This is a genomic window from Pseudomonas syringae pv. coryli str. NCPPB 4273 (assembly GCF_000972175.1).
Lineage (GTDB): Bacteria > Pseudomonadota > Gammaproteobacteria > Pseudomonadales > Pseudomonadaceae > Aquipseudomonas > Aquipseudomonas syringae.
The window spans coordinates 134,161-150,691 of sequence record NZ_AWQP01000005.1 but is presented as its reverse complement, the minus strand read 5'-3'; the positions used below and the strand labels follow the sequence as shown (position 1 = coordinate 150,691).

Sequence of the window (16,531 nt, the reverse complement as noted above, 5' to 3'; positions counted from 1 at the left end):
TGACATGACGAAGTCGGGCCGGAAACGGAGCCAGGGGGTTTGGTTACTTTGGCCCCATCAAAGTAACTCGCCGAGGGGCGAAAAGGTGACTTGAGTCGAACCCCAATTTACCTGACGAAGAAAAACTGCTGTGTAACGCAGAGCGCCACGAACTGCATGCCAACGCGGAGCATTGGCACAAGACTCTGCATAACCCCCCACTGCGTTCCACTTGCCCGCCCAAGCCCGTCACCCGTAACATCCCGCCCATGAAAAAACCGGCCTATATCGGGCGCTTTGCGCCGACTCCCAGTGGTTACCTGCATTTTGGCTCGCTGGTCGCAGCCCTCGCATCCTATCTGGATGCGCGTGCGGCAGACGGTCAGTGGCTGTTGCGCATGGAGGATCTCGACCCGCCGCGTGAAGTGGCCGGCGCACAGGCGGGGATTCTCGAGACGCTCGAGCGCTACGGTTTTGAATGGGACGGCCAGATGGTGCGGCAAAGCGAGCGCCATGACGCCTACGCCGAGATCCTTCAGCGCTGGTTCAATCATGGCCTGGCCTACGCCTGCACCTGCTCGCGTAAACAGCTCGAAGACTTTCAGGGTGTCTATCCGGGTTTCTGCCGAAATGCCGGGCATTCGCCGGACAACGCCGCAATCCGCATTCGCGTGCCGGAGCTGGAATATCGCTTCGAAGACCGGGTTCAGGGCACCTTCAAAATGCACCTGGGGCGCGAAAGCGGTGACTTTGTGATTCGCCGGCGCGATGGGCTATATGCCTATCAACTGGCCGTGGTCATTGACGACGCCTGGCAAGGCGTCACCGATATCGTTCGCGGCGCCGACCTGCTCGACTCGACACCCCGCCAGCTGTACCTGCAGGAACTGCTGGGCCTGCCCCAACCGCGCTACCTGCATGTACCGTTGATCACCCAACCCGATGGTCACAAGCTGGGCAAGTCCTATCGCTCCCCACCACTGCCGGCCGATCAGGCGACGCCGCTGCTGCTGCGGGCCTTGCGCGCGTTGGGGCAACCGCTCGATGCACACATGACCGATGGCACCGCGCAGGAAGTGCTCGCCTGGGGCATACGTCACTGGAACGCTGACCTGATACCCCGACTGCGCAATATTGAGGAAGCCCGGATAGACTGATCCAGAGCGGTCGCCGCAAACTGCGACGCAAGGATACTTGCAGGTTATCCGGCATCCGTTAACATGCCGCTCCTCATCTACCAGCGCAGGGAGACCAGATGTACATATACCGGTTGGTTTTGCTTCTGGTGGTCGGCATTTATCTGTTCTCTCCAGCCATCATGGACTGGTGGATCGATGCCACCGGTGCCTGGTATCGGCCCTACATGTTGTGGCTGATCCTGATTGTGGTGACGTTCATTCTGCAGAGCCAGCGAGATGCCGATGAGCTTTAGTCTGACGCAGATGCTGCTGGTCAGCGCCGCCTACCTGCTGGTGCTGTTCGGTGTAGCCTGGGTCAGCGAACACGGCTTGATTCCGCGCTGGATCATTCGTCACCCGCTGACCTACACCCTGTCACTGGGCGTCTACGCCAGCGCCTGGGCGTTTTATGGCACGGTCGGTCTGGCCTATCAGTATGGCTACGGCTTTCTGTCCAGTTATCTGGGGGTGTCCGGGGCCTTCCTCCTCGCGCCGGTGTTGCTTTACCCGATCCTCAGAATTACCCGCACCTACCAGCTGTCATCACTGGCCGACCTGTTCGCTTTCCGTTTTCGCAGCACCTGGGCCGGCGCGCTGACCACCGTATTCATGCTGATCGGCGTGCTGCCACTGCTGGCCTTGCAGATTCAGGCGGTCGCCGACTCCATCGGCATTCTGACCCGCGAGCCGGTGCAGGACCGGGTCGCAGTGGCGTTCTGCGCACTGATCACCCTGTTCACGATTTTCTTCGGCTCGCGGCACATCGCGACGCGTGAGAAACATGAGGGCCTGGTGTTCGCCATCGCCTTTGAATCGCTGATCAAGCTGATCGCCCTGGGCGGCGTCGGGCTGTATGCCTTGTATGGCGTATTCGACGGCCCGCAACAACTGGAACTGTGGCTGCTGCAGAACCAGACCGCCCTCGCCTCGCTGCACACGCCTTTGCAGGAAGGCCCGTGGCGCACGCTGCTGCTGGTGTTCTTCGCCTCGGCCATCGTCATGCCGCACATGTATCACATGACCTTCACGGAAAACCTCAACCCGCGCTCGCTGGTCAGCGCCAGCTGGGGTCTGCCGCTGTTTCTGCTGTTGATCAGCCTGGCAGTACCGCTGATCCTCTGGGCCGGGCTCAAGCTCGGCGCCACCACCAGCCCGGAATATTTCACGCTCGGCATTGGTATCGCCGCCAACAGCAAGTCTCTGGCCCTGCTCGCCTATATCGGCGGGCTGTCGGCGGCCAGCGGGCTGATCATCGTCACCACGCTGGCGTTGTCCGGCATGGCACTTAATCACCTGGTGCTGCCGCTGTATCAGCCACCCGCCGAGGGCAATATCTATCGCTGGCTGAAGTGGACACGACGCGGACTGATCGTGGCGATCATCGCGCTGGGTTACGGCTTCTACCTGATGCTCGGCGCTCAGCAGGACCTGGCCAATCTGGGCATCGTCGCCTTCGTTGCGACGCTACAATTCCTGCCGGGCGTGCTGTCGGTACTGTACTGGCCGACCGCCAACCGACGCGGCTTCATCGCCGGGCTGCTGGCCGGCATTTCGGTCTGGGCGGTCAGCATGCTGTTGCCGCTGATCGGCAACCTGCAGGGCTTCTATATTCCCTGGCTGAACATGATCTATGTGCTGGACGACACCAGTTGGCACATGGCAGCCATCGCCTCGCTGGCCGCCAACGTCTTGCTGTTCACCCTGATCTCGCTGTTCACCAATGCCAGCCCTGAAGAAGCCGGGGCCGCCGAGGCCTGCGCAGTCGACAACGTGCGCCGCCCGCAACGCCGTGAACTGCACGCCGTGTCGCCGCAGGAGTTCGCCACCCAACTGGCCAAACCGCTGGGCGCGAAAGCCGCGCAGAAAGAGGTCGAGCAGGCGCTGCGCGATCTTTACCTGCCGTTCGACGAGCGCCGCCCTTATGCCCTGCGCCGCCTGCGCGACCGCATCGAGGCCAACCTGTCCGGGCTGATGGGGCCGAGCGTTGCCCAGGACATGGTGGAAACCTTTCTGCCGTACAAATCAGGCAGCGAAAAATACGTCACCGAAGACATACATTTCATTGAAAGCCGGCTTGAGGACTATCACTCGCGCCTCACCGGCCTTGCCGCCGAACTCGATGCCTTGCGCCGTTACCACCGCCAGACCCTTCAGGAACTGCCGATGGGCGTTTGCTCGCTGGCCGAAGATCAGGAGATCCTGATGTGGAACAGGGCCATGGAAGAATTGACCGGCATCGTCGCCCAGCGTGTGGTCGGTTCGCGACTGGAAACCATTGCCGAGCCGTGGAAGGGCCTGCTGACCGGTTTTACCAGCCTGCCCGATGAGCATTTGCACAAGCAGAAGCTCGGTCTGGACGGCCAGACACGCTGGCTCAATCTGCACAAAGCCGCCATCAACGAGCCTCTGGCGCCAGGCAACAGCGGGCTGGTGGTGCTGGTCGAAGACCTGACCGACACGCAGATGCTCGAAGACAAGCTGGTGCATTCGGAACGCTTGGCAAGTATTGGCCGACTGGCCGCCGGCGTGGCGCACGAGATCGGCAATCCGATCACCGGTATTGCCTGTCTCGCCCAGAACCTGCGCGAAGAACGCGAAGAAGACGGCGAACTCAAGGAAATCAGCAGCCAGATTCTCGAACAGACCAAACGCGTATCGCGCATCGTCCAGTCATTGATGAGCTTTGCCCACGCGGGCGCTCATCAGCATAGCGACGAAGCCGTTTGTCTGGCCGTGGTGGCCCAGGATGCTATTGGTCTGCTGGCGCTGAACCGGCGCAATTTCGAAGTACACTTCTACAACCTGTGCAACCCCGAGCATTGGGCTGTCGGCGATTCGCAGCGGCTGGCGCAGGTGTTGATCAATCTGCTCTCCAACGCCCGTGATGCCTCCCCGGCAGGCAGTGCAGTCAGGGTCAGAAGCGAAGTATCCGAGCACACTGTGGACTTGATCGTCGAAGACGAAGGCAGTGGGATTTCAAAGGCAATCATGGACCGATTGTTCGAGCCGTTCTTCACCACCAAGGATCCCGGCGAGGGAACCGGACTTGGCCTGGCGCTGGTCTATTCCATCGTTGAAGAGCATTATGGACAAATCACCATCGACAGCCCGGCCGATCCCGAGCAGCAGCGTGGAACCCGTATTCGGGTGACCTTGCCACGCCATGTCGACGCGACGTCCACCGCGAACTGAGACCGTCGAGAGAACTGAATCAATGCCGCATATTTTGATCGTCGAAGACGAAACGATTATCCGCTCAGCCCTGCGTCGCCTGCTTGAACGCAACCAGTATGAAGTCAGTGAAGCCGGCTCTGTTCAAGAGGCTCAGGAACGCTTCAGCATCCCGTCGTTCGATCTGATCGTCAGCGACCTGCGCCTGCCCGGCGCACCCGGCACCGAGCTGATCAAGCTCGGCGAAGGCAAACCGGTGCTGATCATGACCAGTTACGCGAGCCTGCGCTCGGCAGTCGATTCGATGAAGATGGGCGCGGTGGACTACATCGCCAAACCCTTCGATCACGATGAAATGCTCCAGGCGGTCTCGCGGATCCTGCGTGATCGGCAGACGGTCAAGCACCTTCAGGACGAACGCAGCGCCACCGCGAGGACCAGCAGTGCTGAAAAAAGCCCGGCTCAGAACCATAACGGCGAAATCGGCATCATCGGCTCATGCCCGCCCATGCTGGATCTCTACAGCAAGATCCGCAAAGTCGCCCCGACGGATTCCAATGTCCTGATTCAAGGGGAGTCAGGCACCGGTAAGGAACTGGTCGCCCGCGCCCTGCACAACCTCTCACGCCGCGCCAAGGCGCCGATGATTTCCGTCAACTGTGCGGCCATTCCCGAATCGCTGATCGAGTCCGAACTGTTCGGTCACGAGAAAGGCGCGTTCACCGGAGCCAGCGCAGGCCGCGCAGGTCTGGTCGAGGCCGCTGACGGTGGCACGCTGTTTCTCGATGAGATCGGCGAACTGCCGCTGGAAGCCCAGGCTCGCCTGCTGCGCGTGTTGCAGGAGGGCGAGATTCGGCGCGTCGGCTCGGTGCAATCGCAAAAGGTCGACGTGCGCTTGATCGCCGCGACCCACCGGGACCTGAAAACACTGGCCAAAAATGGCGAGTTTCGTGAAGACCTGTTCTATCGCCTGCACGTCATCGCCCTGAAACTCCCGGCGTTGCGCGAACGTGGCAACGACATCCTGGAAATCGCCCGTGCGTTCCTGGTCCGTCAAAGCAGCAAGGTCGGACGCGACGACCTCAAATTTGCACACGACGCCGAACAAGCGATCCGCCATTACAGCTGGCCGGGTAACGTACGCGAGCTGGAAAACGCAGTGGAGCGCTCGGTGATTCTCTGCGAGAACCCGGAAATCACCGCTGACCTGCTGGGTATCGACATCGAGCTCGACGGTCTGGATGACGACGAGTACATGGGCATGGCGCCGTTACCGGGCTCTTCCGGCTCGTCGGGCAACGAGCCCGCCGAAGACCTGTCGCTCGAAGACTATTTTCAGCACTTCGTTCTGGAGCATCAGGACCACATGACTGAAACCGAGCTGGCGCGCAAACTGGGCGTCAGTCGCAAATGCCTGTGGGAACGCCGTCAGCGTCTGGGTATCCCGCGGCGCAAGGGCGTGGCCAGCGAGACATAAAATCAGCCCAAGGCTCTGGCACGCGGTGCGCAGGGCGGGGACAAACTGTTACCTCAAGCGTTTCACGTAACAAAAGCCGGGTCTTACGGTAACGCAGGCCCGGCTTTTTTGTGTGCGCAAAAACGCCCTGCTGCCCGCAAAGCCCCGGTTTACGCGGCTTGGTAAAAGTTGGCACAGCTTCTGCTATATGCTTGGTACAAGAAGAACAACAAGCAGTACGACACCCACAATAAAAACAATACGAATCGACTCACGCATAACAAGAACAACACGGCGGAGGCGCAGCTAACTGATTCTTTTGGAGAGGAGTTGTATTTGGGGCTTGCCCCGCAACCAGGCCGAGAACAACAAAAACTACCCTTAGGTAGCGCCTGAACTGGTTGGATCGAATGATCATTGCAACGCAGCGACCAAAGCAATCCGTTTGCTCTTGACTCCCGACTGGGAGGTTTCACAGACGCAAGTCTCGTGAATGGGCACTCAACAAAAACAAGAAGCCCAGGCAGAAAACAATAATAAAGAGCACACACTTTGGGGGAGCTTCGGCTCCCCCAGTAGCTTCCCCGCCTTGATCCGCGCCATCGTTTACCCTTCCGCGACAGCTTCCTACACCATCACTCGACTAAATGCTAGAATCCCCGCCCATCATGCGGTCATTCCACGTTTTTGGCCGAATATTCCTTCAAACAGTGCATCCCATGCTGAAGAAGTTGTTCCAGTCATTTCGTTCCCCACTGCGCAAACCGCAGCAACATACGCGCACCACGCCTGAAGTGCTCAACAGCAGCCAACATTCGCTGCAACGCAGTCAGTTCAGCCGCTATGCCGTGAATATCGTCGAGCGCCTGCAGAATGCCGGCTACCAGGCCTATCTGGTCGGCGGCTGCGTACGCGACATGATGCTCAATATCACGCCCAAGGATTTCGACGTCGCCACCAGCGCCACGCCCGAACAGGTGCGTGCCGAATTCCGCAACGCGCGGATCATCGGCCGCCGGTTCAAGCTGGTGCACATCCATTTCGGTCGCGAAATCATCGAAGTGGCGACGTTCCGCGCCAATCATCCTCAGGATGACGAAGAAGAGGACAGCAACCAGTCCTCGCGCAATGAAAGCGGACGCATCCTGCGTGACAACGTATACGGCACGCTTGAAGAAGACGCCCAGCGTCGCGACTTCACGATCAACGCGCTTTACTACGACCCGGTCAGCGAGCGCGTTCTGGATTACGCCAACGGCGTGCACGACATCCGTAACCGCCTGATCCGCCTGATCGGCGATCCGGAACAGCGTTATAAAGAAGACCCGGTGCGCATGCTGCGTGCCGTGCGGTTCGCGGCCAAGCTGGACTTCGGCATCGAGAAGCACAGCGCTCAACCGATCCGCGCACTGGCGCCGATGCTGCGTGACATTCCATCGGCACGCCTGTTCGAGGAAGTGCTCAAACTGTTCCTCTCCGGGCACGCCGCCCCCACCTTTGAAATGCTGGTGGACCTGGAACTGTTCGAACCGTTGTTCCCGGCCAGCTCCAAGGCCCTGGAATACAACCCGACCTACACCCATACGCTGATCAGCAATGCGTTGATCAATACCGACCTGCGCATCAAGCAGAACAAACCGGTCACACCGGCGTTCCTGTTCGCTGCCCTGCTCTGGCCTGCGCTGCCGGCCAAGGTGCTGCGTGCTCAGGAACGCGGCATGCCGCCGATCGCAGCCATGCAGGAAGCCGCTCACGAACTGATCATCGAGCAGTGCCAGCGCATCGCGATTCCCAAGCGCTTCACGCTGCCGATCCGCGAGATCTGGGACATGCAGGAGCGCCTGCCGCGCCGTTCGGGCAAGCGCGCCGACCTGCTGCTCGACAACTCGCGGTTCCGCGCCGGCTACGACTTCCTGCTGTTGCGTGAAACTGCGGGCGAGCAGACCGATGGTCTGGGCCAGTGGTGGACCGATTATCAGGACTGCAACGACAGCGAACGCCGCGACATGATTCGCGACCTGAGCAACAAGCCTGAAGCGGCGGGCACAGCCCCGCGCAAGCGTCGTCGTAACAGCGGTGCCAAACGCAAGCGCACCACGGGCGAGGCGCAAAGCGGTGAATGAACCGCTGTTGGCCACTGAACGCGTGTACATCGGTCTGGGCAGCAACCTGGCTGCCCCGGCCGAGCAATTGCGCAGCGCCCTCAAGGCCATTGCGCAATTGCCCGATTGTCAGTTGAGCGGTGTGTCGTCCTTCTATATCAGCGACTCGCTACTGCCCGGCCAACCGCGCTTCACCAATGCCGTTGCGGCAATCGACACCGCTCTGGCGCCCCTGACGCTGCTTGATGCGCTACAGGCCATCGAGCTGGACCAGGGCCGCGAACGCCACGAGCGCTGGGGGCCACGCACGCTGGACCTCGATATCCTGCTGTTCGGCGACCGTCTGATCGACGAGCCACGCCTCAAGGTGCCGCATTACCACATGCAGGCCCGGGCCTTCGTGCTGTACCCGCTGGCAGAGCTGGCTCCGGGGCTGACACTGGCCGACGGCCGCCCACTGAATCGTCTGCTCGATGAATGCCCGTTCACAGGTCTTGAGCGTCTGCCCGCCGAGGCATGAAGCCTGTCTGTCACCGCGCCGGTGTAACCGCTCCGACGCACAGGTAACACCTTCAATTGACTTCACGCCCCCTCCTCACGAAGATAGGCCTCCCGCCGCCACACCACAGGCGAACGGGCGCGAAACAGGCCTTTGCAAAACACCGCGACACGACGGTGTGCCTGCTTTTCCAGGATGACTCTCACGCGCTGAGCACCCGTCTTCACAGCGCCTGATGGAGGACTTTACATGCCGAACATAACCGTTACGTCGCTGCTGGCCATGAAGCAGAAAGGTGAAAAAATCACCATGCTGACCTGCTACGACGCAACCTTCGCCCACACGGCCTCTCAAGCGGGTGTCGAAGTGCTGCTGATAGGCGACTCGCTGGGCATGGTCCTGCAGGGTCACGACAGCACCCTGCCTGTTACCACGGCTGAAACGGCGTACCACGTTGCGTGTGTGAAACGCGGCAACCAGGGCGCGATGATTCTCGCCGACCTGCCGTTCATGGCCAACGCGACGCTGGAGCAGACCCTGATCAACAGCGCGACGCTGATGCAGGCAGGCGCGCACATGATCAAGGTCGAAGGCGCTGCCTGGCTGGCCGAGTCGATCCGTTTGCTGGCCGAGCGCGGCATTCCGGTGTGCGCGCACATGGGCCTGACTCCACAGGCCGTCAACGTGCTGGGCGGCTACAAGGTTCAGGGCCGGCTGGAGGCGCAGGCGCGGCAGATGCGCGCCGATGCCATCGCACTGGAACAGGCGGGCGCAGCGATGATTCTGCTGGAGTGCGTGCCCAGCGAACTGGCCGAGGAAATCACCCAGGCGGTGAAGGTCCCGGTCATCGGCATTGGCGCCGGCAGCGCCACTGATGGTCAGGTCCTGGTGCTGCACGACATGCTCGGCCTGTCCATCACCGGACGCGTGCCCAAGTTCGTGAAAAATTTCATGACCGGTCAGCCCGATATCCAGTCGGCTATCCAGGCCTACGTGGCCGCAGTCAAAGACGTCAGCTTTCCGGCCACTGAACACGGATTCTCGGCATGAACACAGTAAAAACCGTACAGGACCTGCGCGCCGCTGTTGCGCGGGCACGCAGCGAAGGCAAGCGGATCGCGCTGACCCCGACGATGGGCAACCTGCACAGCGGCCACGCCGCGCTGGTCACCAAGGCGGCGCAGCGTGCCGATTTCGTGGTCGCCACTATTTTCGTCAATCCGCTGCAGTTCGGCCCCAACGAAGACCTGGCCACCTACCCTCGCACGCTGGCTGCCGATCAGGAAAAACTCCTGCAGGCCGGTTGCAACCTGCTGTTCACCCCAAGCGTCGAAGAAATCTACCCGCACGGCATGGCCGACCAGACACTGGTCAGCGTGCCGCACCTGTCGCAAGGCCTGTGTGGCGCCAGCCGTCCCGGCCATTTCGAAGGTGTCGCCACCGTGGTCAGCAAGCTGTTCAACATGGTGCAGCCTGACCTGGCGATCTTTGGTGAGAAAGACTTCCAGCAACTGGCTGTGATCCGGGCCATGGTCCGTGATCTGAACATGCCGATCCAGATCATCGGCGAACCGACGGTACGTGCCGACGACGGCCTGGCGCTGTCCTCGCGCAACGGTTATCTGAACGACGCTCAGCGCGCCGCTGCACCCGCGCTGTATCAGGCGATCCGCCAGATCGCCGACGCGATCAAGGCCGGCGAGCAGGATTTCGACGCGCTGCTGGCGAGCAAGAAACAGCAACTGGAGGCTGTCGGTTTTCGTATCGACTACCTGGAGATACGCGATGCCACCAGCCTGCGTGCGACGACTGCCGACAATCGCGACCTGGTCATCCTCGCAGCGGCATTTCTGGGCAAAACCCGCTTGATCGACAACCTGCACCTGACCAGAAGCTGACAGGATGTGCGCTGGCAATGAACTAAGACACACCGGTAATGCCATACCGGTACAGGTTGCCTGAACCACAACCGGCAGTATTCGAGACAAAACCCCGGTTGCCTGTGTGCGAAAAAGTACCGGGGTCATGTAAGGCGAGGCGCAGACAAACAGGTACGCGAAGGGTAGTCTGCGATGTGTAGCCCGTGAGAAAGCTTGCGACCTCGCTCCAAGAATATCCAAAGACAGAACCAGTTAAAGGAAACCCGCAGCGATGGCGTACTACCGCACTCCTTCCGATGTGACCGCTCTGCCCGCCTGGCAAGCGTTGAACAAACACCGCCAGGCCATGCAGAACTTCAGCATGCGCGAAGCGTTCAACACCGACCCGCAGCGCTTCAGCCAATTCACTCTCAGCAGCGCTGGCCTGTTTCTCGATTACTCCAAAAACCTGATCACCACCGAGACCCGCGACCTGTTGGTCAGCCTGGCGGGCGAAGTGGGCCTCAAAGATGCGATCAAGGCTCAGTATGACGGCGAGCTGGTCAACTCATCCGAAGGCCGCCCTGCCCTGCACACCGCTCTGCGCCGCCCGGTCGGCGACAAATTGAAAGTCAACGGCGTCGATGTGATGCCGGACGTACACCGCGTACTCAATCAGATGACCGAACTGGTCGGCCGCATCCATGACGGCCTGTGGCGCGGTTACACCGAAAAACCGATCACCGACGTGGTGAACATCGGCATCGGCGGCTCGTTCCTCGGCCCGGAGCTGGTCTCCGAAGCGCTGGTGGCCTACGCGCACAAAGGTGTCCGCTGCCATTACCTGGCCAACATCGACGGCAGCGAGTTCCATGAGCTGTCGATGAAGATTCGTGCCGAGACCACGCTGTTCATCGTCTCGTCGAAATCCTTCAACACGCTGGAAACCCTGAAAAACGCGCAGGCTGCACGTGCCTGGTACTTGGCGCAGGGCGGCTCGGAAGTCGAACTGCATCGCCACTTCATCGCGGTGTCCAGCAACAACGCAGCGGCCGTGGCCTTCGGCATCCGTGAAGAAAACATCTTCCCGATGTGGGACTGGGTCGGCGGTCGCTATTCGCTGTGGTCGGCCATCGGTCTGCCTATCGCGCTGGCCATCGGCATGTCCAACTTCAAGGAGCTGCTGTCCGGTGCCTACACCATGGACCAGCATTTCCAGAGCGCGCCGTTCGAACAGAACATGCCGGTATTGCTGGGCTTGCTGGGCGTCTGGTACGGCAATTTCTGGGGCGCACAAAGCCACGCGATCCTGCCGTACGATCATTACCTGCGTAACATCACCAAGCACTTGCAACAACTGGACATGGAATCCAACGGCAAGAGCGTCCGTCAGGACGGTACGCCGACGTCGACCGACACCGGACCGGTGATCTGGGGCGGCGTGGGTGCCAATGGTCAGCACGCTTATCACCAGTTGCTGCACCAGGGCACGCAGATGATTCCGGCCGATTTCATTGTGCCGATCGTCAGCTTCAATCCGGTTGCCGACCACCACCAGTGGCTGTACGCCAACTGCCTGTCGCAGAGCCAGGCACTGATGATGGGCAAGACCCGTGCAGAAGCCGAAGCCGAGCTGCGCGAGAAAGGTATGGACGAGCAAGAGGTGCAGAAGCTGGCACCGCACAAGGTCATCCCCGGCAACCGTCCGAGCAACACGCTGGTGGTCGAGCGCATCAGCCCGCGTCGTCTTGGCGCGCTGGTGGCCATGTATGAACACAAGGTGTTTGTACAGAGCGTGATCTGGGGCACCAACGCCTTTGACCAATGGGGTGTGGAGCTGGGCAAGGAAATGGGCAAGGCGGTGTACCAGCGCCTGACCGGCGGCACCGAAGAGCCGGCTGACGATGCATCGACCCAAGGCCTGATCAACTACTTCCGCGGCCGTCACCGCGGCTGATTGTTTCCCTCTCGTTGCCACGCTCTGCGCTCAGCGTTACGCAGAAGTCTTGATGAGTAGGGGAAACGGAGCTTTTGTAGGAGCGACCGGGGCGGCGATCCGCCTTGTTCGCGAAGGCGTTATGTCAGACGCAGAAACTTCTGCGGCTGCACAGGGCCCTTTCGCGAACAAGTTCGCTCCCACGCCCTGCGGGCAGAAGCCCTGTACATCATCAGCGGATGTACGCTCTCCTTGTAGGAGCGAACTTGTTCGCGAAAGCTTTATTTCGAGTGATACATCTTTAGCGGATGTACCGGCCCTTTCGCAAGCAAGCGAAGGGTCGCACGGTCCGTTACCACAAAAGTCTCTTTGCCGTACTTCCCTCCCCGGTGCCCGAGCTTGACATGGAATTCATCCGCACCCGCATCGAAAACCAGGTCATCAGCCTTACCGGCCTGGCCCTGGGTCAACTGGATCTGGAAAGCCCCAAGGGCGACCCGGGTCTGTTTGGCCCTCAGGCGGTGTGCTGGGAGGTGCATGGCGATTTCACCAGCATGCTGGTCGGTGGCATCAGTGCATTGATGCTGCAGGCGCTGCACCCGCTGGCGCTGGCAGGCATCTGGGACCACTCCAACTTTCGTCAGGACATGCTCGGCCGCCTGCGGCGTACCGGGCAGTTTCTGTCCGGCACCACCTACGGCTCCACGCGCGATGCCAACTGGCTGATCGACAAGGTCCGCAACATTCACCTGAACATCGTAGGCACCGCGCCCGATGGCCGGCCGTATGCCGCCAGCGATCCGGATTTGCTGACCTGGGTGCATGTGGCTGAAGTCAGCAGCTTTCTCGCAGCGCATGTGCGCTATCTGAACCCGGACATGCCGCTCGCCGCTCAGGACGCGTACTACGCTGAAACAGCGCTGGTGGCCGAGCGACTCGGCGCGCGCAACGTTCCGCGCTCACGTCAGGCCATTGCTGACTACCTGGCAGACATTCGCGGCCAACTGGTGTGTGACGCGCGCAGCCGCGAAGTAATGCGCCTGCTGCTCGATGCCCCCGCACCCAACTGGCTGGCCAAGCCGTTTGGCGTGTTGATGATGCGCGCCGGTATCGAGCTGCTGCCAGACTGGGCCAGCGACATGCTCGACGTCACGCAAAGCCCCTTCAAACACCGGATGATCCGCCTGGGCGTCAACAGTACTGCGCCCATTCTGCGCTGGGCCGTGCGCGACGGATCGGCGCAACGTGCCAGACGCCGCATGGACGTTTGAACGAGGCATGACGGTTTTCGGCAAACCGTGACCGGGCGGTTCACGGTTGGAACCTGCCTGCCTATCTGTGCCACCATGAGCACTCAATAACAATGAGGATCAGCACCATGCACGACGTCGTTATCGTCGCCGCCACCCGTACCGCCGTGGGCAGCTTTCAGGGCTCACTGGCCTCTGTCGCCGCAGTCGACCTCGGCGCAGCGGTCATTCGTCAACTGCTTGCCCGCACCGGCGTGGATGGCGCGCAGGTCGATGAAGTCATCATGGGTCAGGTGCTGACCGCAGGCGCTGGTCAGAACCCTGCGCGGCAGGCAGCCATCAAGGCCGGCCTGCCCTTCTCGGTACCGGCCCTGACCCTGAACAAGGTCTGCGGCTCCGGCCTCAAGGCCCTGCACCTGGCGACCCAGGCGATTCGTTGCGGCGACGCCGAGATCATCATCGCCGGCGGTCAGGAAAACATGAGCCTGTCCAACTACGTGCTGCCGGGCGCACGCACCGGATTGCGCATGGGCCACGCCAGCATGGTCGATACGATGATCACTGACGGCCTGTGGGATGCATTCAATGATTACCACATGGGCATCACCGCCGAGAACCTCGCGCAGCAGTACGACATCAGCCGTGAAGCCCAGGATGAGTTTGCCGCCTTGTCTCAGCAAAAGGCGACGGCTGCGATTGAAGCCGGACGCTTCGTCGATGAGATCACCCCGATCCTGATCCCGCAACGCAAGGGTGATCCGCTGTCCTTTGCAACAGACGAGCAGCCCCGAGCCGGTACCACCGCCGAGACCCTGGCCAAGCTCAAGCCCGCCTTCAAAAAGGACGGCACGGTCACCGCCGGCAATGCTTCATCGCTGAACGACGGGGCTGCCGCCGTGATGCTGATGAGTGCCGCCAAAGCAGAGCAACTGGGCTTGCCGGTGCTGGCGCGCATCGCCGCCTATGCCAACGCGGGTGTCGACCCGGCCATCATGGGCATCGGGCCGGTCAGTGCTACACATCGCTGCCTGGACAAGGCTGGCTGGTCGCTGGCCGATCTGGACCTGATCGAAGCCAACGAAGCCTTCGCCGCACAGTCCCTGTCGGTGGGCAAGGAGTTGGGACTGGATCCGAAAAAGCTCAACGTGAATGGTGGCGCTATCGCCCTTGGTCACCCGATTGGCGCGTCGGGCTGCCGCGTGCTGGTGACACTGCTGCACGAAATGATCAGGCGCGATGTGAAGAAGGGCCTGGCCACGCTGTGCATCGGTGGTGGTCAGGGGGTTGCTCTGGCACTCGAACGCTAGAGCAGGAAGAAGGCGCGGGACAGCCCGCGCCTTGCGTCATCAGGCGGCTGCGGGCGCCACTTCCATGTCAGCGGGCTCCGGACGCTTGATCAACGCGTAGATCACGCCGGTCAGGACACTGCCGGCGATGATCGCCAGCAGATAAAGCAGCGCATGGTTGATCGCGTTGGGGATCAGCATCACGAACAGACCACCATGCGGTGCCATCAGCTTGCAGCCGAAGTACATCGACAACGCACCGGTCAGCGCGCCACCCACAACACTGGCCGGAATCACCCGCAACGGGTCCTTGGCAGCGAAGGGAATGGCACCTTCCGAGATGAAGCACAGCCCCAGCACGAACGCCGCCTTGCCTGCCTCACGCTCGCTCTGGGCGAACTTGCGGCGAGCCAGGATCGTGGCGATGCCCATACCGATGGGCGGCACCATACCGGCAGCCATGGCGGTGGCCATCGGCGCGTAGCTCTGGGACGCCAGCAAACCGACCGAGAACGCATAGGACGCCTTGTTGATCGGCCCACCGAGGTCGACGCACATCATTGCGCCCAGCACCACGCCTAGCAGAATCGCGTTGGTGGTGCCCATGCTGTCGAGGAAGTGCGTCAACGCTTCGAGCATCCCGGCAACCGGCTTGCCGACCACGTAGATCATCACCAGACCGGTGAACAGGCTCGACAGCAGCGGGATGATCAGAATCGGCTTGAGCGCTTCGACGCTGGCCGGCAGACGTGCGTAGCGGTTAATCGCGGCAGCACTGTAACCGGCCAGGAAGCCTGCGACGATACCGCCAATGAACCCGGCACCCAGCGTACTCGCCAACAGACCACCGATCATGCCGGGTGCCAGCCCCGGACGGTCAGCAATCGAATAGGCGATGTAACCGGCCAGCAACGGCACCATCAGTTTGAATGCCGCTTCCCCACCGATCTGCATCAGTGCCGCAGCCAGCGTGCCCGGCTCTTTGAACGCGGTGATACCGAACACGAAGGAAAGAGCGATCAACAGCCCGCCCGCCACGACCATCGGCAGCATGAACGACACGCCGGTCAGCAGGTGTTTGTAGACGCCCGCCTTCTCTTGTCTGGCAGGTGACTTGGCGGCGGCCTCATCGGATTCCACCTGCCCTTCCGCCAAGGCTTTTTTCAGGGTGGCTTCGGACTGCTTGAGCGCGATCCCGGTGCCGCAACGGTAGATCTTCTTGCCGGCAAAGCGGTCGGTGTTGACCTCGATATCCGCCGCCAGCAGCACCACGTCGGCATCGGCGATGGCCTTGGCGCTGAGCGGGTTGCGCGCGCCTACCGAGCCTTGGGTTTCGACTTGCAGGTCGTAATTCAGACGCTTGGCAGCCTGCTGGATCGCTTCGGCCGCCATGAACGTATGCGCTACACCGGTCGGGCAGGCCGTGATCGCAACGATGCGCGGTTGCGCGCCGGTGCCGCCGCTTGCCTGAGGCGCCGCGGCTTCGGACGCCACATGCACCTGCGCCTCTCGCTCGGCACGCTGCAGAAAGCTGTCGACATCCTGCAACGCATGCGCAGGCGAATCCTGAAACAGGCGCTTGCCGACAAAGCGGCTCAAGTCCACAGGACCGGTATTGACCACCAGAACAAGATCGGCGGCTTCGATGTCCTGGGCGGACAACTGTTGATCGGCCTTGTTGTGATCGATGATTTCGACGCTGGTTTCCCAGCCTTGGCGCAGGGCCGCCGCTTCGAGCAATCGTGCGCTGAGTACGCTGCTGACCTTGCCGCTCGGGCAGGCCGTAACTATGGCTAACTTCATGACGATCCTCTC

The 16,531-nt window shown here is 61.3% G+C and carries 12 protein-coding genes; 11 read left to right on the top strand and 1 reads right to left on the bottom strand.

All coding sequences use genetic code 11. The features are described 5' to 3' along the window. Nucleotides 1-248 precede the first annotated feature (248 nt). The 11 genes from gluQRS to P406_RS04730 all read left to right on the top strand — a co-directional run bounded on the left by gluQRS (nucleotide 249) and on the right by P406_RS04730 (nucleotide 14,737). Nucleotides 249-1,136 carry a tRNA glutamyl-Q(34) synthetase GluQRS gene (gene gluQRS, locus P406_RS04780; protein ID WP_003392642.1) on the top strand — a complete coding sequence of 296 codons (888 nt, stop codon included), beginning with the start codon at nucleotides 249-251 and terminating at the stop codon, nucleotides 1,134-1,136. Nucleotides 1,137-1,234: 98 nt separating this feature from the next. Next, nucleotides 1,235-1,411, top strand: coding sequence for a hypothetical protein (locus P406_RS04775; protein WP_002552060.1), 177 nt, complete (start codon nucleotides 1,235-1,237; stop codon nucleotides 1,409-1,411). Beyond that, entirely contained in the window at nucleotides 1,395-4,349 is a 2,955-nt protein-coding gene (locus P406_RS04770; protein WP_004415167.1) for a sensor histidine kinase, read from the top strand. The genes P406_RS04775 and P406_RS04770 overlap by 17 nt, the downstream gene beginning before the upstream one ends. Before the next feature lie 22 nt (nucleotides 4,350-4,371). Continuing rightward, complete coding sequence (locus P406_RS04765) at nucleotides 4,372-5,805, top strand: sigma-54-dependent transcriptional regulator (RefSeq protein WP_004412367.1); 1,434 nt, start codon at nucleotides 4,372-4,374, stop codon at nucleotides 5,803-5,805. Nucleotides 5,806-6,503: 698 nt separating this feature from the next. After that, nucleotides 6,504-7,907, top strand: a complete 1,404-nt coding sequence (locus P406_RS04760) for a polynucleotide adenylyltransferase PcnB (protein WP_003345072.1) — start codon at nucleotides 6,504-6,506, stop codon at nucleotides 7,905-7,907. After that, on the top strand, nucleotides 7,900-8,406 hold the full coding sequence (gene folK, locus P406_RS04755; protein ID WP_046235489.1) for a 2-amino-4-hydroxy-6-hydroxymethyldihydropteridine diphosphokinase: 507 nt from the start codon (nucleotides 7,900-7,902) through the stop codon (nucleotides 8,404-8,406). The genes P406_RS04760 and folK overlap by 8 nt, the downstream gene beginning before the upstream one ends. Before the next feature lie 228 nt (nucleotides 8,407-8,634). Beyond that, nucleotides 8,635-9,435, top strand: a complete 801-nt coding sequence (panB, locus tag P406_RS04750) for a 3-methyl-2-oxobutanoate hydroxymethyltransferase (protein ID WP_004409996.1) — start codon at nucleotides 8,635-8,637, stop codon at nucleotides 9,433-9,435. Next, nucleotides 9,432-10,283: a pantoate--beta-alanine ligase gene (gene panC, locus P406_RS04745; RefSeq protein WP_046235488.1), complete on the top strand. Its 852-nt coding sequence runs from the start codon at nucleotides 9,432-9,434 to the stop codon at nucleotides 10,281-10,283. Before panB ends, panC begins: the two co-directional genes overlap by 4 nt. A 253-nt stretch (nucleotides 10,284-10,536) precedes the next feature. Further along, nucleotides 10,537-12,201 (top strand): glucose-6-phosphate isomerase, encoded by a 1,665-nt coding sequence (pgi, locus tag P406_RS04740; RefSeq protein ID WP_004409985.1) that lies wholly within the window; start codon nucleotides 10,537-10,539, stop codon nucleotides 12,199-12,201. 383 nt (nucleotides 12,202-12,584) lie between these two features. Next, nucleotides 12,585-13,451 (top strand): oxygenase MpaB family protein, encoded by an 867-nt coding sequence (locus P406_RS04735; protein ID WP_046235487.1) that lies wholly within the window; start codon nucleotides 12,585-12,587, stop codon nucleotides 13,449-13,451. Between the two features lie 107 nt (nucleotides 13,452-13,558). After that, nucleotides 13,559-14,737, top strand: a complete 1,179-nt coding sequence (locus P406_RS04730; RefSeq protein WP_046235495.1) for an acetyl-CoA C-acetyltransferase — start codon at nucleotides 13,559-13,561, stop codon at nucleotides 14,735-14,737. A gap of 39 nt (nucleotides 14,738-14,776) precedes the next feature. On the opposite strand, the gene P406_RS04725 is transcribed toward P406_RS04730, so the two are convergent. Next, a complete protein-coding gene (locus tag P406_RS04725) occupies nucleotides 14,777-16,519 on the bottom strand; it encodes a PTS fructose-like transporter subunit IIB (RefSeq protein ID WP_024960633.1) in 1,743 nt (580 codons plus the stop codon). Between the last annotated feature and the right edge of the window lie 12 nt (nucleotides 16,520-16,531).